The 19,716-nt window shown below is 73.3% G+C and carries 21 protein-coding genes; 4 read left to right on the forward strand and 17 right to left on the reverse strand.

Annotation, left to right across the window (positions count from 1 at the left end; all coding sequences use genetic code 11):
* From V7S47_RS15690 to V7S47_RS15710, 5 genes are all read right to left on the reverse strand, one after another.
* Positions 1–909 carry an SDR family NAD(P)-dependent oxidoreductase gene (locus V7S47_RS15690; RefSeq protein ID WP_336562443.1) on the reverse strand — a complete coding sequence of 303 codons (909 nt, stop codon included), beginning with the start codon at positions 907–909 and terminating at the stop codon, positions 1–3.
* A gap of 185 nt (positions 910–1,094) precedes the next feature.
* Positions 1,095–1,799 (reverse strand): ABC transporter ATP-binding protein, encoded by a 705-nt coding sequence (locus V7S47_RS15695; protein WP_090860894.1) that lies wholly within the window; start codon positions 1,797–1,799, stop codon positions 1,095–1,097.
* Entirely contained in the window at positions 1,744–2,601 is an 858-nt protein-coding gene (locus V7S47_RS15700; protein ID WP_090860895.1) for an ABC transporter ATP-binding protein, read from the reverse strand. Before V7S47_RS15700 ends, V7S47_RS15695 begins: the two co-directional genes overlap by 56 nt.
* The gene (locus tag V7S47_RS15705) at positions 2,598–3,509 is read right to left on the reverse strand and encodes a branched-chain amino acid ABC transporter permease (protein ID WP_336562444.1); all 912 of its coding nucleotides are present in this window, start codon (positions 3,507–3,509) and stop codon (positions 2,598–2,600) included. The genes V7S47_RS15700 and V7S47_RS15705 overlap by 4 nt, the downstream gene beginning before the upstream one ends.
* Before the next feature lie 20 nt (positions 3,510–3,529).
* Positions 3,530–4,417, reverse strand: a complete 888-nt coding sequence (locus tag V7S47_RS15710) for a branched-chain amino acid ABC transporter permease (protein WP_170867244.1) — start codon at positions 4,415–4,417, stop codon at positions 3,530–3,532.
* 144 nt (positions 4,418–4,561) lie between these two features.
* On the opposite strand from V7S47_RS15710, the gene V7S47_RS15715 reads away from it, so the two are divergent.
* From V7S47_RS15715 to V7S47_RS15730, 4 genes are read left to right on the forward strand one after another with little or no spacing between them, the layout of a single operon-like run.
* A complete protein-coding gene (locus V7S47_RS15715; RefSeq protein WP_336562445.1) occupies positions 4,562–5,833 on the forward strand; it encodes an acetyl-CoA hydrolase/transferase family protein in 1,272 nt (423 codons plus the stop codon).
* A complete protein-coding gene (locus V7S47_RS15720) occupies positions 5,830–6,312 on the forward strand; it encodes a MaoC family dehydratase (RefSeq protein WP_336562446.1) in 483 nt (160 codons plus the stop codon). The genes V7S47_RS15715 and V7S47_RS15720 overlap by 4 nt, the downstream gene beginning before the upstream one ends.
* The gene (locus V7S47_RS15725) at positions 6,309–6,776 is read left to right on the forward strand and encodes a nuclear transport factor 2 family protein (protein WP_336562447.1); all 468 of its coding nucleotides are present in this window, start codon (positions 6,309–6,311) and stop codon (positions 6,774–6,776) included. Before V7S47_RS15720 ends, V7S47_RS15725 begins: the two co-directional genes overlap by 4 nt.
* Positions 6,773–7,651: a TIGR03620 family F420-dependent LLM class oxidoreductase gene (locus V7S47_RS15730; RefSeq protein ID WP_336562449.1), complete on the forward strand. Its 879-nt coding sequence runs from the start codon at positions 6,773–6,775 to the stop codon at positions 7,649–7,651. Before V7S47_RS15725 ends, V7S47_RS15730 begins: the two co-directional genes overlap by 4 nt.
* A gap of 7 nt (positions 7,652–7,658) precedes the next feature.
* Here V7S47_RS15730 and V7S47_RS15735 read toward each other — a convergent pair whose 3' ends face one another.
* The 12 genes from V7S47_RS15735 to V7S47_RS15790 all read right to left on the reverse strand — a co-directional run bounded on the left by V7S47_RS15735 (position 7,659) and on the right by V7S47_RS15790 (position 19,700).
* Entirely contained in the window at positions 7,659–8,825 is a 1,167-nt protein-coding gene (locus V7S47_RS15735) for a thiolase C-terminal domain-containing protein (RefSeq protein WP_336562450.1), read from the reverse strand.
* The gene (locus tag V7S47_RS15740) at positions 8,822–9,238 is read right to left on the reverse strand and encodes a Zn-ribbon domain-containing OB-fold protein (protein WP_336562451.1); all 417 of its coding nucleotides are present in this window, start codon (positions 9,236–9,238) and stop codon (positions 8,822–8,824) included. Before V7S47_RS15740 ends, V7S47_RS15735 begins: the two co-directional genes overlap by 4 nt.
* Complete coding sequence (locus tag V7S47_RS15745) at positions 9,235–10,806, reverse strand: AMP-binding protein (RefSeq protein ID WP_336562452.1); 1,572 nt, start codon at positions 10,804–10,806, stop codon at positions 9,235–9,237. The genes V7S47_RS15740 and V7S47_RS15745 overlap by 4 nt, the downstream gene beginning before the upstream one ends.
* Positions 10,803–11,843, reverse strand: a complete 1,041-nt coding sequence (locus V7S47_RS15750; protein WP_336562453.1) for an acyl-CoA dehydrogenase family protein — start codon at positions 11,841–11,843, stop codon at positions 10,803–10,805. Before V7S47_RS15750 ends, V7S47_RS15745 begins: the two co-directional genes overlap by 4 nt.
* Positions 11,840–13,063 (reverse strand): acyl-CoA dehydrogenase family protein, encoded by a 1,224-nt coding sequence (locus V7S47_RS15755; RefSeq protein ID WP_336562454.1) that lies wholly within the window; start codon positions 13,061–13,063, stop codon positions 11,840–11,842. The genes V7S47_RS15750 and V7S47_RS15755 overlap by 4 nt, the downstream gene beginning before the upstream one ends.
* Complete coding sequence (locus V7S47_RS15760) at positions 13,060–13,968, reverse strand: LLM class flavin-dependent oxidoreductase (protein ID WP_336562455.1); 909 nt, start codon at positions 13,966–13,968, stop codon at positions 13,060–13,062. The genes V7S47_RS15755 and V7S47_RS15760 overlap by 4 nt, the downstream gene beginning before the upstream one ends.
* A 27-nt stretch (positions 13,969–13,995) precedes the next feature.
* Positions 13,996–14,793 carry an LLM class flavin-dependent oxidoreductase gene (locus V7S47_RS15765; protein ID WP_336562456.1) on the reverse strand — a complete coding sequence of 266 codons (798 nt, stop codon included), beginning with the start codon at positions 14,791–14,793 and terminating at the stop codon, positions 13,996–13,998.
* Between the two features lie 46 nt (positions 14,794–14,839).
* Entirely contained in the window at positions 14,840–16,012 is a 1,173-nt protein-coding gene (locus V7S47_RS15770) for an ABC transporter substrate-binding protein (RefSeq protein WP_336562457.1), read from the reverse strand.
* A gap of 110 nt (positions 16,013–16,122) precedes the next feature.
* Positions 16,123–16,974 (reverse strand): MaoC/PaaZ C-terminal domain-containing protein, encoded by an 852-nt coding sequence (locus V7S47_RS15775; protein ID WP_336562458.1) that lies wholly within the window; start codon positions 16,972–16,974, stop codon positions 16,123–16,125.
* 26 nt (positions 16,975–17,000) lie between these two features.
* Positions 17,001–17,918 carry a hydroxymethylglutaryl-CoA lyase gene (locus V7S47_RS15780; protein WP_336562459.1) on the reverse strand — a complete coding sequence of 306 codons (918 nt, stop codon included), beginning with the start codon at positions 17,916–17,918 and terminating at the stop codon, positions 17,001–17,003.
* The gene (locus V7S47_RS15785; protein ID WP_336562460.1) at positions 17,915–19,009 is read right to left on the reverse strand and encodes an acyl-CoA dehydrogenase family protein; all 1,095 of its coding nucleotides are present in this window, start codon (positions 19,007–19,009) and stop codon (positions 17,915–17,917) included. The genes V7S47_RS15780 and V7S47_RS15785 overlap by 4 nt, the downstream gene beginning before the upstream one ends.
* A 79-nt stretch (positions 19,010–19,088) precedes the next feature.
* A complete protein-coding gene (locus V7S47_RS15790) occupies positions 19,089–19,700 on the reverse strand; it encodes a TetR/AcrR family transcriptional regulator (RefSeq protein ID WP_336562461.1) in 612 nt (203 codons plus the stop codon).
* Positions 19,701–19,716 lie beyond the last annotated feature (16 nt).

The following is a 19,716-nucleotide window of genomic DNA, read 5'->3' on the forward strand; positions in this document are numbered from 1 at the left end:
TCAGGCCCGGGTCGCGTCCGAGAGGAGCGCGACCAGGACGGCCATCTCCTCCTGGAACGTCAGCATCACCTGGGCCTGGTCGACGTCGTTGATGTCGTCCCAGTGGTCGCGGAGGTCCTCCGGCGTCAGGGTCCGCGAGAAGAAGCCCGGGGTCTGGGCCACCAGCACGCGGGCCACCCGGCCGCCGCCGACGTTGTAGACCTCGCCGCTGGCCCCGCACTCCTGGGAGGAGAGCCACAGGACCAGCGGCGAGACGAGCGCGGGGTCGACGCTGTCGGCCAGGTCGCCGAGCAGGTCCTCGGTCATCCGGGTCCGCGCCCCGGGCTCGATCGCGTTGACCTGGATGCCGCTGCGGGCGCCCTCGATGGCCAGGGTCTTGGTGACGCCGACGATGCCGGCCTTCGCCGCGGCGTAGTTGGTCTGCCCGAAGTTGCCGAAGATCCCCGCCGCCGAGGTCGTGTTCACGACCCGTCCGTAGCCCTGCTCCAGGAAGACCGGCCAGGCCGCCTTGGTCATCCAGATGGTGCCGCCGAGGTGGACCCGCAGGACCGGCTCCACCTCCTCGGGCGTCAGCTTGGCCATCGAGCGGTCCCGGAGGATGCCGGCGTTGTTGACCAGGACGTCGAGACGTCCGAAGGTGCCGGTCGCCAGCTCGACGATCGCCGTCGCACCCTCGAGGGTGCTCACGTCGGTGGCGTCGGCGATCGCCGTGCCGCCGGCGGCCCGGATCTCCTCGACCACCTGCTCGGCGGGCGTGGCCTCGCCACCCTCGCCGTCCAGCGAGCCGCCGACGTCGTTCACGATCACCTGGGCGCCCCGGGCGCCGAGCAGCAGGGCGTGCTCGCGCCCCAGGCCGCGGCCGGCTCCGGTGACGACGGCGACGCGGCCGTCCAACCTGATCTCGCTCATGGTTCTCCTGTCTCGGATGGGTGAGGGAAGCGCTGATCAATGCGGGCGGCGCCGGACGCCGCCTCGGCGGCGACCTGGCGGCGTTGGCGACACGCCGAAAGACGCCCGGTATGACGTCGCGTCGGCGCCTTGCCAGCCCACCACCGAGACGACGCCGACATCCACCCCCATTGATCAGCGCTTCCCTAGCCGAAGAGGGCCGACATGACCTCGGAGCGCCCGCGGACCAGGTCCGGGGTGCCCTCGGACACGATCTGGCCGCGCTGCATGACGTAGACGTGGTCGCTCACCGCCAGGGCGAGCTCGGCGTTCTGCTCGACGAGCAGGATCGTGGCGCCGGCCTCGTGCAGCGTGGTGATGGTCTGGAAGAGCACGTCGACGATGCTCGGCGCGAGCCCCATCGACGGCTCGTCGAGGAGGAGCACGTCGGGCTTGGTCATCAGCGCCCGCCCGACGGCCAGCATCTGCTGCTCGCCGCCGCTCATCGAGGCGGCGTACTGGTCTCGCCGCTCGGCCAGGCGTGGGAACAGGTCGAAGACGCGCTCGAGCTGCTCGCGCAGCTCGGCCTTGCTGCTCCTCCCCGAGTACGCCGACAGCTCCAGGTTCTCGACCACCGTGAGGGGCGGCGCGACGCGACGTCCCTCCGCGACCAGCGCGACCCCGGATCGGACCACGCGGTGGCAGGCCCAGCCGGTGATGTCCCGGCCGGCGACCGTGACCGTCCCGCTCGCCGGCTTGTGCAGCCCGGCGATCGAGTTGAGCGTCGTGGTCTTGCCGGCCCCGTTGGAGCCGATCAGCGCGACGAGGGTGCCGGCGGCGACCTCCAGGTCGACGTCACGCGCCGCCTGGACCGCGCCGTGCGCGGCGCAGAGTCGCGATACGCGCAGCATCGGATCGCTTGCCAAAGTAGGCCTCCTTCACGTCGTCCTGTTCGAGGCACCAGGTGGGCTCGCCCTGGGCGAGCACGGCGCCGGAGTTCATCACCGAGACGGATTCGCAGAACTCCTCGACGAGCCGCATGTTGTGCTCGATGAGGATGAGGGTGAGCCCGAGGTCGCGCAGCTCGCGCAGGAGCAGGCCGACCGCCTCGGACTCGACGTCGTTCATGCCGGCCGTCGGCTCGTCGAGCAGCAGCACCCGCGGGTTGGTGGCCAGCGCCCGCGCGATCTCGACGCGCCGCTGGTCGCCGTACGAGAGGGTCTCGGCCAGGGTCCCGTGGTCGGCGCGCACGCCGACCTTCTCGAGGAGCTCGGCGGCCCGGTCGCGCATCTCGCGCCGCTCGCGGCGCTCGGCCGGGCTGAGCAGGATGGCGCCGAGGATCGTGGAGCTGCGCTGCAGATAGGCGCCGGCGATCACCGTCTCGAGCACGGTCATGCCCGGGAAGAGCCGGATGTTCTGGTAGGTCCGGGCGACCCCGCGGCGGGCGATCTGGAACGGCTTCATCCGGGTGACGTCCTCGCCAAAGACGTCGATCCGGCCGGCGTCGGCGGACACGAACCCGCTCACCATGTTGAGCACGGTCGTCTTGCCGGCGCCGTTGGGGCCGAGGATCCCGTGGATGCGTCGTTCGGGCACGCTGATCGTCACGTCGTCGACGGCGGCCAGGCCGCCGAAGGTCTTGGTCAGGTGGGAGATGTCGACCGCCACGGGGGCGGTCTGCACGCCTCGGGACTCCGAGTCGGTCGCGGTCACGACGACGCCTCCGCCCCGGCCGGTGCGCCCGCGGGCGTCACGTCCTCTCGTCGGCCACCTGGTCGCCGTCGGGTCCGGTCGCGCAGCAGCCGCAGCCGCCGTACGTCGACCAGGCCGCGCGGCATGTAGATGATGATCAGCACCAGGGCGACGCCGGTGACGACGCGGTCGTACTCCCCCATCGGCTCGCGCAGCAGCTCCGGCAGGATCGTGAAGGCGATCGCCCCGACGATCGGGCCGGCCCAGTGGAAGGCACCGCCGAGGACCACCGCGGCCAGGGTCACGAAGCCGAGGTGGGTGTAGAAGGTGTCCGGTCCGATGTACTGCAGGAAGCTGGACTGGAAGACGCCGGCCGCGCCACCCAGCGCGCCGGAGAGGATGAAGCCGACGAACTGGATCTGCCGCGGCGAGATGGCCAGGGTCTGGGCGACCGCCGGGTCCTCGCGCACCGCGTCGGCCGCCAGGCCGAAGCGGGAGCCGGCGAGGCGCGACATCACGTAGCCCGCGACCACCAGGGTGCCGATCAGCCAGACCCAGGTCCCGAGGTCACCGGGGACCAGGGTGCCGGAGGCGCCGCCGGTGTACTCGGTGAGGTTGAGGACCAGCACCCGGCCGATGAGCACCATCGCGATGGTCGCCATGGCCAGGTAGTGGCTGTCGAGGCGGATGATCAGCCCCGCGGTGGCCGCGCCGAGGGCCGCGCCGAGGGCGACGCCCAGCAGCAGGCCCAGGGCCGGCGAGAGGCCGATCGCCCCGGCGAGGTAGCCGAAGGTGAACGCGCTGACGGCGCCGAAGAAGACGGGGGCGAGGCTCAGCACCCCGGTCCACAGGGACGCGTAGATGGCGAGCGCGAACAGGGCGTTGACCCCGGCGAACTGCAGGGTGGTCAACCAGGCGGTGGTGCTCACGGTGTGTCTCCTCTCCCGACTCAGGCTCGGACCAGCTGGCGTTCGCCGAACAGCCCCTGGGGCCGGGCGACGAGGACGAGCAGCAGGATCCCGAAGGTGATGGCGTCGCGGAACCCGGACGAGATGTACTGCGAGCTCATGACCTCCAGGACGCCGATCGCCACGCCGCAGACGGCCGCACCGCGGATGTCGCCGTACCCGCCGACGACCACGGCGGCGAAGCCCTTCAGCAGCAGCGCCTCGCCGATGCTGAAGGAGACGTTGTTGTCGGAGAGCGCTCCGAGCACGCCGGCGAGGCCGGCGATCGCGGCCGCCAGGAAGGCCACCGCGATCAGCGTGCGCCGAGCATTCACCCCGACGATGGTGGCCGATCGCGGGTCCACCGACACCGCGCGGACCGCCGCGCCGAAGCGGGTGCGGGTCAGCAGCAGGTGGACCAGGGTCACCACCACGACCAGGGCGAGCACGGTGATCACCTGCGCGGGGAGCACGATCAGGCCGAGGGCCCGGATCGGCTCGGTCGGCACCGATCCGGTCGGGTAGCTGACCGCCACCGGGCCGCTGAAGGCCTCGGCGAGCGTCAGCAGGATGATCCAGATGCCGATGCTCGCGATGATCGGCGCGAAGGTGCCGGCGTTGCGCCGGCGCAGCGGCTCGAAGGCCAGCTGGTCGGCCAGCACCCCGAGCAGCCCGGCGAACCCGACGCCGAGCGCGAGGGCCAGCCAGAAGTTGAGGCCGTGGTCGAAGACCAGCCAGTACGACGCCAGCGCGCCCCAGGTCGCGAACGTGCCGTGCGCGACGTTCAGGATCCCCATCTTGGCCAGGATCAGGGCGAAGCCGACCGCGAAGAGCGCGTAGACCGAGCCCAGGGCGATACCGTTCACCAGCTGCTGTGCCAGCAGTTGCACCGGCTCTCCTCCTCCGTGCGAACCCGACGTCATGACGTAGATCAAGCGCTCGCTTGACCTGAAGTAACTCACGTCACACGAAGCCGTGTCAATGCTCAATCAAGCACTTGCTTAACCTCTGGTCGCGGGCTACGTTCCGGAGCTGTGCCCCTCCCCACGACGTTGCGCCCCGAGGCCGCGCTCCGGCTGCTGCCGGCCGGTGCCGCGGTCGTCGCCGCCCCCGGGTGCGGCACTCCGGAGACCCTGCTCGAGGCGCTCGGGAGCACCGCCGACCTGCTCGGTCGGCCCACCCTCTACTCCGGTCTGCAGCTCGGCGCCTACCCGTTCCTCGACGCCGCCGCCGCGGGGCACCTCGCCTACCGCACCTGGCACCCCTACGGGCCGGCGCGGGCGGCCCTCTCCCCCGGCCGGGTCGACTACGTGCCGGCCCGGGCGTCCGCCGTACCGGACCTCCTCGACCAGTGGGGGACGTCGGTGGCGCTGGTGCGGGTCTCCCCGCCGGACCGCCACGGCTGGTGCAGCCTCGGCCCGTCCGCGAGCTACGTCTGCCACGCGGTCGAGCGGGCCGCGCTGGTGCTGGCCGAGGTCGACCCGTTGACGCCGCGGACCACCGGGGACTCGATGGTGCACGTCTCCCGCTTCGCCGCGCTGGTCGAGACCGCCGCCGCGCCGTGCCACTTCCCCGCCGCTCGCCGCGACGAGACCAGCGACCGGGTGGCCGCCCACGTCCTGGGGCTGCTGCCGCCCGAGCCGACCCTCCAGCTCGGGATCGGCGCCGTCCCCGAGGCGCTCACGGCGTACCTCGGCGAGAGCGACGTGCCCGGCGTGCGCTTCGTCGGCATGGGCAACGACGCGATGGTCGACCTCTTCGCCCGGGGCGTGCTGCGCGTCGACGACCGCGACCCCCGCCCCGCCGTCTGCGCCGCCGAGCTGATGGGCACGCAGCTGCTGATGGACCTGGCCCACGAGAACCCCGCCATCGTGATGCGCGACAGCCGCTACGCGCACACCCCGTCGTACCTCTCCCGGATCCCGCGGCTGGTCGCGGTCAACTCCGCCATCGAGGTGGACCTGCACGGCCAGGTCAGCGCCGAGCTGGTGGGCGCGCGCCAGGTCTCCGGGATCGGCGGCAGCGCCGACTTCGTCGAGTCCGGGTTCGGGTCCGCGGGCGGCCTGAGCGTCATCGCACTCACCTCGACCTCGCCGGACGGGCGGCACAGCCGGATCGTGCCGCGGCTGGGCTCCGACGTGGTCTCGCTGGCCCGGCACACCCCCGACGTCGTCGTCACGGAGTACGGCGCCGCGTGGCTGCGCGGGCGCACCGTCCACGAGCGCGCCGAGGCGCTCGCCTCCGTCGCGCACCCCGACCACCGGGCGGCCCTGAGTCCGTCCGCCACCCCCGAGGAGCACCCGTGACCGTCCACATCAGCCGAGGCCGCTACTACGAGGAGATGGTGACCGGTGACGTCTACAGGCACGACCCGGGGCGGACCATCACCGAGGCCGACAACGTCCTGTTCTGCAGCATCACGCTGAACAGCCAGTCGCTGCACCTCGACGCGGCCCGGTCCGCGGAGTCGGAGTTCGGCCAGCGGCTCGTCAACAGCCTGCTGACCATGTCGATCGTGTGCAGCATCGGCGTACCCCAGCTCACGCAGAAGACGACGATCGCCAACCTGGGCTTCCAGGAGATCGCCTTCCCGGCGCCGGTGTTCCTCGGCGACACGCTCTACTGCGAGACCGAGATCGGCCCGAAGCGGCTGTCCGCGTCGCGACCCGGCCAGGGCATCGTCACGCTCGAGCACCGGGGGCTGAACCAGGACGGCGTGCTGGTCTGCCGAGCCGTCCGGACCGCCCTGGTGCACTGCCTCCCCGAGGACGAGCGCGGCGCATGACCTCCCTGGAGGACCGGGTCCGGCTCCTGGAGGAGCAGCTCACCGAGCTGCGCGACGTCCGCGCGATCGAGGAGCTGGCCGCCCGCTACCACTCGCTGTGCGACGGCGGCTGGGCCGGCGACAGCCACCCCGACCTGGACGCCCTGGTCGCGCTCTGGGTCCCGGACGGGGTCTACGACATCAACGCCGCCCGCCCGCCGTGCCGCGGGCACGACGAGATCCGCGCGCAGTTCCTGCGCCTGCGGTCCTCGATGCCGTGGATCCTGCACACCCTGATGAACCCGGAGGTCGAGGTCCGCGGCGACACCGCCACGGCCCGCTTCAAGGCGGTCGCCTACTACCGCCGCGGGGACGGCAGCCACGTCGTGGTCGGGTCGTACGACGGCGCCTTCGTCCGTACCCTGGACGGCTGGCGGTTCACCTCCTGGGTGGCCGACCTCGCCCACGGCGACGTGCTCTCGTGAGCCTGCCCGCCGGCCCGTGGGGCGCCTGGTCGGCCGCGCTGCGGCTGAGCGAGCGGTCCGCGGCGATGGACGCCGCGGCCGCCCTCGAGGAGGCAGGCTGCTCGGCGCTGTGGATGACCGGCGGCCTGGACGACCCGTTCGACCGGGTCGCGGACCTGCTCGGCGCCACCCGTCGTACGACGGTCGCCACCGGGATCCTCTCCATCTGGACGATGCCGGCCGACGACGTCGCCGCCGCGGTCGCCGCGCTGGATCCCGCGGAGCGCGACCGGTTCCTGCTGGGCCTCGGCGTCAGCCACCCGCGCCTGGTCGACCGCACCGAGCCGGGCCGCTACGCCCGCCCGCTCACCCGCATGCGGGAGTACGTCGACCGCCTCGACGAGGTCGGCGGCCCGCCGGCCGGGGCGCGGGTGCTGGCCGCCCTCGGCCCCCGGATGCTGGAGCTGGCCGCTCTCCGCGCGGCCGGCGCGCACCCCTACCTCACCACGCCCGGGCACACCGCCGAGGCGCGCGCCGCGCTCGGCGCCGGGCCGTTCCTGGCCCCGACCCAGATGACGCTGCTCGTGGCCGACCCGGCCCGGGCCCGCGAGGTCGCGCGCGGCTACCTGGCGATGTACCTGCGCCAGGGCAACTACGTCAGCAGCTGGCAGCGGCTCGGCTTCACCGAGGACGACGTCGCCGACGGCGGCTCGGACCGGCTGGTGGACGCCCTGGTCGCGTGGGGCACCCCCGAGCAGGTCGCCGCCCGGGTGCGCGAGCACGTCGCCGCCGGCGCCGACCACGTCTGCGTCCAGATGCTCGACCCGGACGCGGCGTGGACCGACCAGCCGTTCCCGGTCGACGACTGGCGCACGCTGCTCGCCGTCCTCGGCTGAGGAGCGCTCAGAGGGTCGCCGCGCTCCCGAGCACCAGGGTGCCGGAGCTCATGAACATGCCGCCGACGCCGGTGCAGACGCTGACGTCGACGCCCTCGACCTGGGCGGGGGCGGTGCCGCGGAGCTGGCGGACCGACTCCTGGATCGCGAACATGCCGTACATGCCGGTGTGGGTGTAGGCCAGTCCGCCGCCGTTGGTGTTGAGCGGGAGCCCGCCCCCGGGGGCGGTATGGCCGTCGGCGACGAACGCCGGTGCCTCCCCGCGGCCGACGAAGCCGAGATCCTCCAGGCCGTAGAGCGGCACGTGCGCGAAGGCGTCGTAGATCATCAGGTGGTCGACCTCGCCCGGAGTCAGGCCGGCCTGGGCGAAGGCCCGCTCCCCGCCGATCCGGATGGCCCGGGACGACGTCAGGGACTCGAGCCCGGAGACCACGGTGGACTCGCTGGACTCGCCGGCACCGAGGACGTAGACCGGCGGCGTCGGCAGGTCGAGCTGCGCGGCCCGCTCGGCGGAGGTCAGCACCAGGGCACCGCCCCCGTCGGTGACCAGGCAGCAGTGCATCAGGTGGATCGGGTCGGCGATCATCGGCGAGGCCAGCACGTCCTCGACCGTGATCGGGTCGCGCAGCCTCGCGCGCGGGTTGAGGGCGGCCCACTGCCGCTGGACGACCGGGACCGTCGCGAGCTGCTCGCGGGTCATGCCGTACTCGGCCATGTAGCGGCGCACGCCGATCGGGAACAGCGACGGCGCCCCCACCGGACCGTGCGGGAGCTCGAGCTGGGCCATGAACGACTGCGGCGCCGGTGCCCACGGCGTCATCCCGACCCGCGACCGGCCCGACTCGCCGTGGGTGACCAGCACCGTCTCGCAGAGCCCGGCGCTGATCGCGGCCATCGCGTGCCGCACGTGGAGCATGTACGACGAACCGCCGACGTTGGTGCCGTCGAGGTACTCCGGGACGATCCCGAGATAGTCGGCCACGTCGACCGGCAGCTCACCCGCGCAGGCGACCCCGTCGACGTCGCTCGGCCTCAGCCCCGCGTCGGCCAGCGCGTTGAGCGCGGCGTCGACGTGCAGCTCCAGGGCCGACTTCCCGGGGATCTTGCCCAGCTCGGTGCTCTCGGCCGCACCGACGACGGCGATCGCGCCGCGCAGGGCGCGGTCGCGGCTCACGCGACCGACCCCGTCGGCTCGAACCGGACGACGCGTCGCTCGCCGCGCTGCTCGAAGGCGACGCGCACGGCGGCGTCGACCTCGAGGGCGTCGGGTGCGGCGGTGACCACGTGCCCCATCAGCAGCGGTCCCTCGGTGAGCTCGACGAGCGCGAGGACGTACGGCGGCGCGAACCCGGCCGGCGCCCGGTGGTTGACGACGAACGAGGCCACCGTGCCGGTGCCGGCGGCCGGCACCAGGTCGACCTCGCGCGCTCCGCAGCGCGGGCAGGAGCTGCGCGGGTAGAGGAAGAACTCGGCGCACGCGCGGCAGCGCGGCACGGTGAGCTCACCCGCGTCGATGCGGTCGAACCACTCCTGGGTGTCCGGGGTGGGGAGGGGCACGGGCCGGGGGTCGGCGGAGATGTCACTCACGGGGTGGGGCTCGCTTCCGGGACGAGGGCGGGCAGCAGGTGCTTGCGGAGCTTGCCGTTGGCGCCGCGGGGCAGCTCGGGGACGACGCAGTAGACGCGTGGGACCTTGAAGCGGGCGACCCGCTCCTGCAAGAACGCCGTCAGCTCCTCGCCGGCCCGCTCGGGATCGGCCCCGAGCACCGAGCCCGGGTCGGCCTGGACCACGGCGCAGACCACGTCGCCCCACTCGGGGTCGGGCAGCCCGATGACACCGGCGTCCTGGACGTCGGGATGCTCGAGCAGGGCGGCCTCGACCTCGGCGGGATAGACGTTGACGCCGCCGGTGACCACCACCTCCGACGTACGGCCGAGAAGGAAGAGGTAGCCGTCGTCGTCGAGACGCCCGAGGTCGCCCACCGTCACGAAGTCGCCGCGCCGGCCGGCCTCGGTCTTCTCCTGGTCGCCGCGGTACTCGAACGCGTGCGCGCCCATCCGCAGGTAGACCAGGCCCGACTCCCCCGTCGGCACGTCGGCGCCGTCGGCGTCCAGGATCCGCACCTCGGCCCCGGGCTGCGGCCGGCCGACGCTGCCGGGGCGCTCCAGCCACTCGGCGCTGGAGATCCGGGTGCCGGCCGCCTCGGTCGCGCCGTAGTACTCGTGCACGACCGGGCCGAACCAGTCGATGACCGCCCGCTTGACCGACTCCGGGCACGGCCCGGCGCCGTGCACCAGGTTGCGCATGCTCGAGACGTCGTACGACGCCCGCACCTCGGCGGGCAGGCGCAGCAGCCGGTGCAGCTGGGTCGGGACCATGTGGGTCGTGGTGACCCGCTCGTCCTGGACCAGCCGCAGCACCTCCTCGGCGTCGAAGCGGTCCATCAGCACCACGGTGTGGCCGAAGTGCAGCGAGGTGACGGCCAGGCCGCTGACCGCGGTGTGGCTGAGCGGGGAGGTGACGAGGTGGACCCCGTCGTCCTCCGGCTCGATCGCGAACATCCCGAGCTGCCAGTGCGCGCCGGCGGCGAAGACGTCGTCCGGGTCGCCCTCGGGCAACCGGCGCAGCACGCCCTTGGGGCGGCCGGTGGTGCCGGAGGTGTAGCCCAGGTAGGAGCCGGGCGAGCGGTCCGCGAGCGGCTCGGTGGCGACGCCCCAGAGCTCCTCGAGCAGGTCGCGCAGCCCGGCGTCCGGCCCGAGCGCGAAGCACCGGTCCTCGGGGTAGCCGGCCGCTGCCACGGCCGCCCGGGTCTTCTCCGCGTGCCGCGTGGAGGTGACCACGGCGACCGGGGTGCAGTCGCCGACGATGTAGGCCGTCTCCGCGGTGGTCAGCGCGGTGTTGACCGGGACGTAGTAGGCGCCGACCTGCTGGCAGGCCAGCACCAGGGCGAGGGTCCAGGACTCGTTGGAGACCACGCCGACCACCCGGTCACCGCGCTCGAGGCCCTGCTCGCGCAGCAGCCGGCTGGTCGCGTTCGCCCGGGCCAGCAGCTCGCCGCGGGTCACCTCGCCCCCGTCGGGGTCGACCACCGCGCACACGTCGGGCGCGGCCGCCGCCAGCCGCCAGAAGCCGAGCGGCTGCTCCGGGCCGGTCATCGCTCGGTCGCCTCGCCGGTCCGGGCGAGCAGCTCCACGGCCAGCTCGCGGCGCAGCGTGACCGTCGTGCCGTACGACGCGGCCAGGCCCATCACCCGCTTCAGCCACAGGTGCAGGTGGTACTCCCAGGTGAAGCCGATGCCCCCGTGCAGCTGCAGCGCCGAGACGTTGGCCCGGTCGGCCGCGTCGCCGGCGTACGCCTTGGCGGCCCAGGCCCGCCGTCGGGCGTCGGGCTCGTCGACGGCGTCGAAGGCGCTGAGCGCGGCGGAGGTGGCCATGTCGACCATCACCGCGAGGTCAGCGATCGCGTGCTTGACGGCCTGGAAGGAGCCGACCGGCCGGTCGAACTGGCGGCGGACGCTGACGTACTCGACGGTGAGGTCGAGCAGCCGCCGCGAGGCCCCGGCCAGCAGGCAGGCGGCCCCGGCGACGGCGAGCACCCGCGCACGCTGCACGGCCGCGGGCGCCACACCCAGCACGGTGCCGGCCTCCTCGCTGCGCCGGGTCACGGTGGCCAGCGGGCGCAGCGGGTCGAGGGCCCGCACCGGCGTGACGTCGACGTCCGCGGGCAGCAGCGCCCGGACCGTGCCGTCGTCGGCCAGGTCGAGCACCAGGTCGGCGTCGCCGGCGTGCACGACGTACGGCGTGAGCGCGCCGAGCCGGACCGCGACCAGGGCGTCGCCGGCGCCGATCCGCTCCAGCCAGCTCACCGCGAGGGCCGAGTCCGGGAAGGCCGCGAGCACGCTGGTCGCCACCACCGCGGTCTCCAGGAACGGCTCGGGCACGGCGTGCTCGCCCAGGCTGACCAGCACCCCGGAGAGGTACGACGGGTCGAGCCCGGCCCCGCCGCGCTCCTCGGCGACCAGCGCCGAGACCAGCCCGGTCTCGGCCAGCCGACCCCACAGCTCCGGGGTGTGCGCGGTGCCGGCGTCGAGGCGTTCGCGCAGCTGCTCCGGACCGCAGTGCCGGCCGAGCAGGTCCGCGGTGAGGCGCACCAGCTCCTGGCGCTCGTCGGTCGTCGGGTGCGTCGTCGTCACGGTCGCGGCTCCATCGGTAGGCCGAGCACTCGCTCGCTGATGATGTTGCGCTGGATCTCGTTCGTGCCGCCGAAGATCATCGCGGCCCGCGCGTACCAGTAGCGGTGGTGCCAGTCGGCCCACGAGCGCCGGGTGGCGGCGTCGGCGTACGGCACGGCGGCCGGGTCGCCCACGACGGCGCCGTCCTCCTCCATCAGCCGCAGGCCGGTCGCGAAGATGTCGTGCTGCATCTGGGTCCAGAAGACCTTGTTGATGCTGGCCGTGCTGTTCAGGTCGCCCCCGGCCTCGGCGATGCCCGCGAGCCGGTAGACGTTGGCCCGGTAGACCTCCGTCTCGACCAGCACCCGGCCGAGCTCGTCGAGCGCACGGGTGTCGTCCTCCAGACCCCGGACCCGCACCAGGGCGGCCAGCGCCTCGACATCGGCCGTGAACTTGGCGTGGTCGCCGAAGACCGCCCCGCGCTCGAAGCCGAGCGTGGACATCGCGACCCGCCAGCCCTGGTCAACCTCGCCCACGACGTTCTCCACCGGGACGCGGACGTCGGTGAAGAACACCTCGGCGAAGCCGCGGGTGCCGTCCACCATGGCCAGCGGCCGGACCTCGACGCCCGGCGAGCGCAGGTCGATGCAGAGGAAGGTGATGCCGTGGTGCTTGCGCCGGCGGCCGGCCTCGGGGTCGGTGCGGACCAGGGCGAAGATCCAGTCCGCGAAGCCGCCCATCGACGTCCAGATCTTCTGCCCGTTGACGACGTAGTGGTCGCCGTCGCGCTCGGCGCGGGTGCGCAGCGAGGCCAGGTCGGAGCCGGACTCGGGCTCGCTGAAGCCCTGACACCAGATCGTGCGGCAGGCCAGCAGGTCGGGGATCCAGCGCTCGCACTGCTCGGGAGTGCCGTACTGCATCAGCACCGGGCCCAGCAGGTAGAGCCCGCCCATGTTGATCCGCTCCGGGGCGCCCGCGCGGTAGTACTCCTCCGCGAACGCGATCGAGCGGCGCAGGCCGGCGTCGCGCCCGCCGTACGCCGCGGGCCAGTCGACGGCCGCGTACCCGCCCTCGAACAGGGTCCTCTCCCACGCGCGGTGCAGGTCGAAGCCGGCGCGCTCGGTCCACGACGGCAGCGGCTCGGCCGGGACGTGGGCCTTGAGCCAGGCCCGGACCTCGGCGCGGAACTCCTCGACGGTGCTCGTCTCGGTGCTCGTCTCGGTGCTCGTCTCGGTGCTCATGCCGCCAGTCCCAGGGCGTCGGAGACGGCGCTCATCGTCTCGGCGTAGCTCTCGGCGGTCATCCGCAGCGAGAGGTTGACCCCGTCGGCGCCCAGCTCGGCGTACCGCCCGACCACGTCCGGCAGGGCCGTCAGCTCCCCGGTGAAGCGGAGACCGGCGACGACGTGCTGCTCGGCCCGGTCGCGGCCCGCCTCCTCCAGGTGCCGGAGGTACGTCGCGTGGTGCTCGCCGAACTGGGAGACGGTCAGGTTCCAGGGGTACCAGCCGGTGCCGGCCGTCGCCGCGCGTCGCAGCGCCACCGGCGAGTGCCCGCCGACCAGCATCCGCGGCAGCGCCCGGCCGGTCTGCGGGTAGAGCCCGTCGGCGTCCTCGGCCCACTGCCGGGTCAGCTCGACCATGTTCTGCTCGCAGCGGCGGCCGCGGGTCTTGAAGGGGCTCCCGCAGGCCCCGAACTCCTCGGCCGACCAGCCGACGCCGACGCCGAGGTCGAAGCGGTCGTCGGTGAGCTCGGCCAGCGTCATCAGCTCACGGGTGAAGGTGCGCACGTTGCGCAGCGGCAGCAGCAGCACCGAGCTGCCGATCCGCAGCCGGGTCGTGGCGGCGCAGACCTCGGCGGCCGCCTGCAGGATGTCGAGGAGACCCTGGTCGGCCGCGGCCTCGACGCGCGCCCGGCCGCCGACGCTCTTGTTGTGCGTCTCGAGCTTGTCGGGATCGCTCGCCGAGGGCGCGTTCGGATAGGGGTACGCCGAGGTGTACTCGTCGAAGAACACCAGGTGCTCGGGCAGCCAGATCCCGGAGAAGCCGAGCTCCTCCGCGGTCCGGCCGAACTCCGCCATGAACGCGATGTCGCGCTCCTCGCTGCCGTCGAACAGGTCGACCAGGCCGATCTCCACGGGACTCCTCATCGTCAGGACGGTGTCGGGTCGGGTTCGTCAGGCCGCCAGCGCGGCGACCTCGACGGGGGCGGGGACGTGGTCGAGCACGGCGACGAGCTCGTCGACGCGCACCCCCAGGCCGGGGACGGAATCGCGGGCGGCGTAGTAGTCCGCGACCGGCACGAACCAGGTACGACGGACCTGCTCGGCGGCGTCCCCCAACACCGCGGCGAGCTCGCCGGCCCCGTGCACCAGCTCGTCCGCGGACTGCTGCCAGGCCAGCCAGCCGTCGGGGACGACCCCGGCCGCGACGACCCGCTCCAGCACCTCGGTCGAGGTGGCCCGCACGTGGGTCTGCGGGACCCGGGCCCCGACCGGCTTCGGGAGCGCGATCGCGCCCGCGAAGGACAGGACCCGGCCCTGGTGCCCGGCCCGGTCCTGGGTCCACAGCGCCCGCATGCCCGCGAGGTGCTCGAGCGCGACCTCGAGGCTGTCGCGCTCCTCCTCGAGGAACGGGTCGGCCAGCACCGGGGGCGGTTCGGCGAGGTCGAGCCCCACCTCCGCCCGCCCCCGGCTGAGCCAGTCGAGCGTGGCCAGCTGCTTGGCCCGCACCGCGGGGCTGGCGAGGGAGAGGAGGTCGCCCGAGGTGGCCAGTCGCAGCCGGGTGGTCGCCCGGGCCGCGCACTGCAGGCCGAGCAGCGGGTCGAACGACCGGTCCGACGCAGCCTCGCGGTCCCCGACCGTCCACCACGACGCCAGGCCCGCCTCCTCGGCGGTCCGGGCGGCCTCGGTCACGGCCTCGGCGAGCCGGGTGCCCGTCCTCGTCCGGAGGCTGCACGCCACTCCGTGCTCCATCGACGTCCTCTCCCTCAGCAGCTCAGGTCCGAATCGGCGCCGCGGCTCAGCCGGCCCACTCGGCGAGGGTGCCGTCGGCCGTCCACTCCAGGTAGCTGCCCGGTGCGTTCAGCGTGGCCTGTCCGTCGCTGTAGGTCAGCGGGCCGTAGACCGAGTCCTGCTCGGAGATGGCCTCGAGGGCCTGGGCGACCTTCTCGGGATCCTTGCTGCCGGCCTCCTTGATGGCGGTCGCCATCAGCCACATGGCGGTGTAGCCCTGGGCGCCGTACATGTCGGGCTCGGCGTCGTACTCCTCCTGGTAGGCCTCGACGAAGGTGGTCGCCGCCTCGTTGTCGGTGAACCCCGCGTGGAACGGCACCGCGAAGAGGGTGCCCGCGAGGCCGCCGCCCGAGGCGTCGAACAGCTCCTTGCTGTCGATGCCGTAGCTGGTGAGGATCCGCTTGTCGAAGTCCCGCTCGCGCAGCGCCCGGGCCATCAGAGCGGACGGCGTGCCGAGCATGCTCTGCACGACGACATCGGGGTCGAGCGAGGCGACCTCGGTCGCCGCCTGGGTGAAGTTGGTGTCCGCGGAGGCGGTGTTGATCGTCTTGACGACGTCGACCCCGTTGCGCTCCAGCGCCGCCTTCCAGACCTCCGCGTCGCCGACCATGCCGTCGTTGTCGCTGGTCACGACCAGGACCGCGGTCTCGATGCCCTCGGCGGGCACGACGGCGTCGACGAACTGGTCGTACATCCCGCCGGGCTCGGCGGGCAGCACGACGGGGCGGTAGATGTACGGCGGCTTCGCCAGCCCGGCGAGGATCGCCGAGGTCACGATCGCGGGGGTCTTGCTCTGCTCGATCATCGGGGCCAGCGCGCCGGCCTCCGAGGACAGACCGCAGCAGAGCACGCCGGAGGCGCCGTCCGCGACGTACTGGCGGTAGAGCGAGATCGCCTGGGCCGGGTCGCCCTTGATGTCGTCGATCTTCAGCTCGAGCGTGGCTCCCTCCCCCAGGAACTCGCTGTCGTTGATCTCCTTCACCGCGAGCTCGGCGCCCTGCGTGATCGGGACGCCGGCGAACGCCGCCGGTCCGGAGGTCAGGGCCGGGAAGCCGACCAGATAGCTGTCGTCGCCTCCCTCGTCCGAGGAGGTGCATCCCGAGAGGACGACGAGCGACGTCGCCGTGACAGCCGCGAGGAGGGTGCGGACCCTCCGGCGGGTGGTGATGGGTCGAGACACTGGCTTCCCTTTCTGAGGCAAGTGATCAAGCAAGTGCTTGGTTCATGTAAAGCAAGCACTTGATAATTGCATACGTGACGACGGTCACGCAATGGGTTCCAGACCTCAGATCAGGGCTGGCGGAGGGTCACGCGGCCCCGGTCGATGACCGGGTCACCGGAGGCGGCCAGCACCCGGAAGCGGGCACCATCGGTGTCGCCCCACACGTGCAGGGACAGCGCGTCCCCCGGCAGGACCGGGCGGGTGAACCGTCCCGCGATCGACGTCAGGCGGGCGGCGTCCCCGCCGGCGACGGTGTTCACGAGCAGGCGGGTGGCGTAGCCGTAGGTGCACATCCCGTGCAGGATCGGGCGCTCGAAGCCGCCCCGGGCGGCGAACGCCGGATCCGAGTGCAGGGGGTTGCGGTCGCCGGTGAGCCGGTAGAGCAGGGCCTGCTCGGGGCGGGTCGCGAACGCGACCTCGTGGTCGGGCGGCGCCGTCGGCTGCTCCCAGGCGCCACTGGTCCCCCGCTCACCGCCGAACCCGCCGGCTCCGCCGAGGAACGCCCCGGTCCGGCTGCGCGAGAGACGGCGACCGGTCGTCACGTCGGTGAGCACGGTCTCGGTCCACACGATCGCGTCGCGGCCCTTGTCCCACATCTCGGCGACCGTCGTGCTGACCCGGGCCTCGCCCGCGGGAGGCAGCGGACCGTCGAGCTCGACCTCCTGCTCGGCGTGCACCGCGCGGGTGGGGTCGTAGTCCCCCACGTCCGGCATCCCCGACCCGAAGCCGAGCACCACCGCGAAGCTCGGGACCACCTGCTGCGCGACGCCGTCGGTGTTCTCGGTGGTGAAGGCCAGCTCGGCCAGCGGGTCGGCCTGGCCGGCCCCGACCGCCAGGGCGTAGAGCAGCGACTCGGTGCCGGTCCATCGCACCGTCCACTCGGGGACGGCGCTGCCGAGGCGGGTGGGATCGAGGGGCATGGGTCTCCTGTCGGATCGGGACGGGCTCAGAGCGGGGAGAGCCGCGTGCGCGGCCCCGCCTTGAGCAGCCGCGAGGGGAGCTCGCGACCCACGATGCGCTCGGCGGTCGCGGCGACCTCGAGCAGGTGGTCCAGGTCGACGCCGGTCTCGACGCCGAGCTCGTGCAGCAGGTAGACGGCCTCCTCGGTGGCGATGTTGCCGCTCGCCCCCGGGGCGTACGGGCAGCCGCCGAGGCCGCCGACGCTCGCGTCGAAGCGCTCGACCCCGAGCTCCAGCCCGGCGACCAGGTTGGCCATCCCGGTGCCGCGGGTGTCGTGCAGGTGCAGGGCGAGCTCGTGGTCGGGCTCGCAGTCGCGGAAGCCGCCGACCAGGCGTCGTACCCGTGGAGGCGAGCCCATGCCGGTGGTGTCGCCGAAGCAGATGCTGTCGGCCCCGGCCCGCACCGCTCGTACGGCGTACCCGACGACCTGGTCCTCGGGGATCTCGCCCTCGTAGGGGCAGCCGAACGCCGTCGCCACGATGACCTGGCAGCGGGTCCCGCCGGCGTGGGCCAGGTCGATCACCTCGGCGATCGCGGCCAGCGACTCCTCCGGGGTCCGGTTGATGTTGCGCAGGTTGTGGGTGCGCGACGCCGAGACCACGACCTCGATGTCGGTGAAGCCGGCCTCCAGCGCCCGTCGGGCGCCGACCAGGTTGGGCACCAGGGCGGAGTAGCGGACCTCGGGGCGCGGCGCGACCGTCGCCCAGACCTCGGCCGCGTCGGCCATCTGCGGGATGGCGCGCGGGTGGACGTAGGAGACCGCCTCGATCTCGGTCAGGCCGGTGCCACCCAGGGCCTCGATCAGCTCGACCTTGGCCGCCGTCGGCACGGGCGGTTCGTTCTGAAGGCCGTCGCGCGGACCGACGTCGCGCAGCACCACCCGGGCGGGGACGTCGGCACTCACAGGCCCAGCCCCTCGGCGACCAGGGCCCGGTGGTCGCTCGGCGTGCCGTGGAGGGCCCGGACGGCCGTGGCCCGACGGAAGTGGTGGGAGATCTCGTGCTCCCAGGTGAAGCCGATCCCCCCGTGGACCTGCACGCCCTCGCGGGCGACGTGCATGGCCGCGTCCGTGGCCCGGGCCTTCGCCGCCGACGCCGCCGTCCGCCAGTCCGCCTCCCCCGCGGCCGCCCGCTCCACCGCGTGCCGCAGCATGCTCCGCGCGGTCTCGAGCTCGGCGTGCATGTCGACGAGCTTGTGCTTGACGCTCTGGAACGTCGCGACCGGCCGGCCGAACTGCTCGCGCTCGCGGGCGTAGGCCAGCGACAGCTCGAGCACCCGGTCGGCCGTGCCGACCGCGTCGGCGGCGAGCAGCAGCGCCCCGGTCAGCCAGGCGTCCTGCAGCGCCGGCGCGACGTCGTCGCCGGACGCCACCACCGTGACCACCACGTCGTCCAGCTCGACCACGGCCAGCCCCCGACCCGGGTCGACCGCCTCCATCGCGCGGACCGTCACCCCCGGGTCCGCGACCTCGGCGAGGCACAGGGTCGGGGTACCGGACCCGTCCACCGCCGACACCAGCACCGCGTCGGCGTGGGTGCCGCTGTCGACGTACTGCTTGGTCCCGCGGAGCAGCCACCGCTCGCCGTCGCGTCGTACGACGGCTGCCGCAGCCAGGTCGGTCCCGCGCGCATCCTCGTGGAAGGCGGTCACGACGACCCGGCCCCGCGTCGCGATCGCGGCGCGCAGGCCGTGCGCGTCCGCGGGGTCGAGCGTGGCCAGCAGCGTCACGGCCACGCCGGCCGTCGCGACGAGCGGGCCCGACCACCCGCACCGGGCGGCCTCGTGCACCGCCGCCGCCAGCTCGACGACGGTGGCCCCCTGGCCGTCGTACGCCTCCTCGACGAGCAGGCCGGCGACGCCGACCTCCCCCACGAGCGCCGTCCACAGGGGCGGGCACCCGGCTCCCCCGGCGCGGCTGACCTCGACCGGGCTGCGCTGCGCCATGAACCGGGCCAGCACGGGCGTCAGCTCGGCACTCAGCTCGAAGTCGGGCATCTCAGGTCTCCTCGGGTTAAGCAAGCGCTTGCTGTTTTATCGACCGACGGCGGGTGACGGCGTTCCGACCACGGGTCGGTCAGCGGCCGGAGGTGCGGATGCCGTCGAGCAGGATCGCGGTCTGCACGGCGATGACCTCGTCGATCGCCACCTTGCCGCGAGGGTCGAACCAGCGGATGACCGCCTGGATCGCCCCCATGATCGTGCGGTAGAGCATCCGGGGATCGATGTCTCCCCGCAGACCGCCGTCGTCGATGCCCTGCTTGATGGTCTCGAGCCAGACGGTCTCCACCTGGCGCTGACGCTCCGCGATGCCCTCCATGGGCCGGACGTAGTGCCAGTCGTTCTGGAGGATGGTGACCTCCTCGCGGTTGTCGACCAGCCCACGCAGGGCGTTCGCCATCAGCCGCTCGAGAGCCTCGATCGGCGACCCGGCCTCCTCGACGGCGACGTGGTAGCCGCGGACCATGGAGTCGAGGTAGTCGACGAGGACCTTCTCGACCATCGCCTCCTTGGAGTCGAAGTAGTAGTAGAGGCTCCCCGACAGCATGTCGGCCTCGTCGGCGATGTCGCGGACGGTGGCGCTGGAGAACCCCTTCTCCGAGAAGACCTTCGCGGCCGACCGCAGGATCAGCTCCTTGCGCGCGACGCCGGTCGGGGACCCGGTGGAGCGGCGACGGGTGGTGCTCATGCGGCCCCTTTCCACG

It is taken from the genome of Nocardioides sp. CCNWLW216 (assembly GCF_037120545.1).
Classification (GTDB): domain Bacteria; phylum Actinomycetota; class Actinomycetes; order Propionibacteriales; family Nocardioidaceae; genus Nocardioides; species Nocardioides lianchengensis.

Coding starts and splice junctions, on each gene's coding strand:
- V7S47_RS15725 (WP_336562447.1), top strand. CDS start 6,309: ATGACCTCCCTGGAGGACCGGGTCCGGCTCCTGGAGGAGCAGCTCACC.
- V7S47_RS15785 (WP_336562460.1), bottom strand. CDS start 19,009: ATGCCCGACTTCGAGCTGAGTGCCGAGCTGACGCCCGTGCTGGCCCGG.
- V7S47_RS15775 (WP_336562458.1), bottom strand. CDS start 16,974: ATGCCCCTCGATCCCACCCGCCTCGGCAGCGCCGTCCCCGAGTGGACG.
- V7S47_RS15695 (WP_090860894.1), bottom strand. CDS start 1,799: ATGCTGCGCGTATCGCGACTCTGCGCCGCGCACGGCGCGGTCCAGGCG.
- V7S47_RS15760 (WP_336562455.1), bottom strand. CDS start 13,968: ATGAGGAGTCCCGTGGAGATCGGCCTGGTCGACCTGTTCGACGGCAGC.
- V7S47_RS15790 (WP_336562461.1), bottom strand. CDS start 19,700: ATGAGCACCACCCGTCGCCGCTCCACCGGGTCCCCGACCGGCGTCGCG.
- V7S47_RS15690 (WP_336562443.1), bottom strand. CDS start 909: ATGAGCGAGATCAGGTTGGACGGCCGCGTCGCCGTCGTCACCGGAGCC.
- V7S47_RS15755 (WP_336562454.1), bottom strand. CDS start 13,063: ATGAGCACCGAGACGAGCACCGAGACGAGCACCGAGACGAGCACCGTC.
- V7S47_RS15745 (WP_336562452.1), bottom strand. CDS start 10,806: ATGACCGGCCCGGAGCAGCCGCTCGGCTTCTGGCGGCTGGCGGCGGCC.
- V7S47_RS15765 (WP_336562456.1), bottom strand. CDS start 14,793: ATGGAGCACGGAGTGGCGTGCAGCCTCCGGACGAGGACGGGCACCCGG.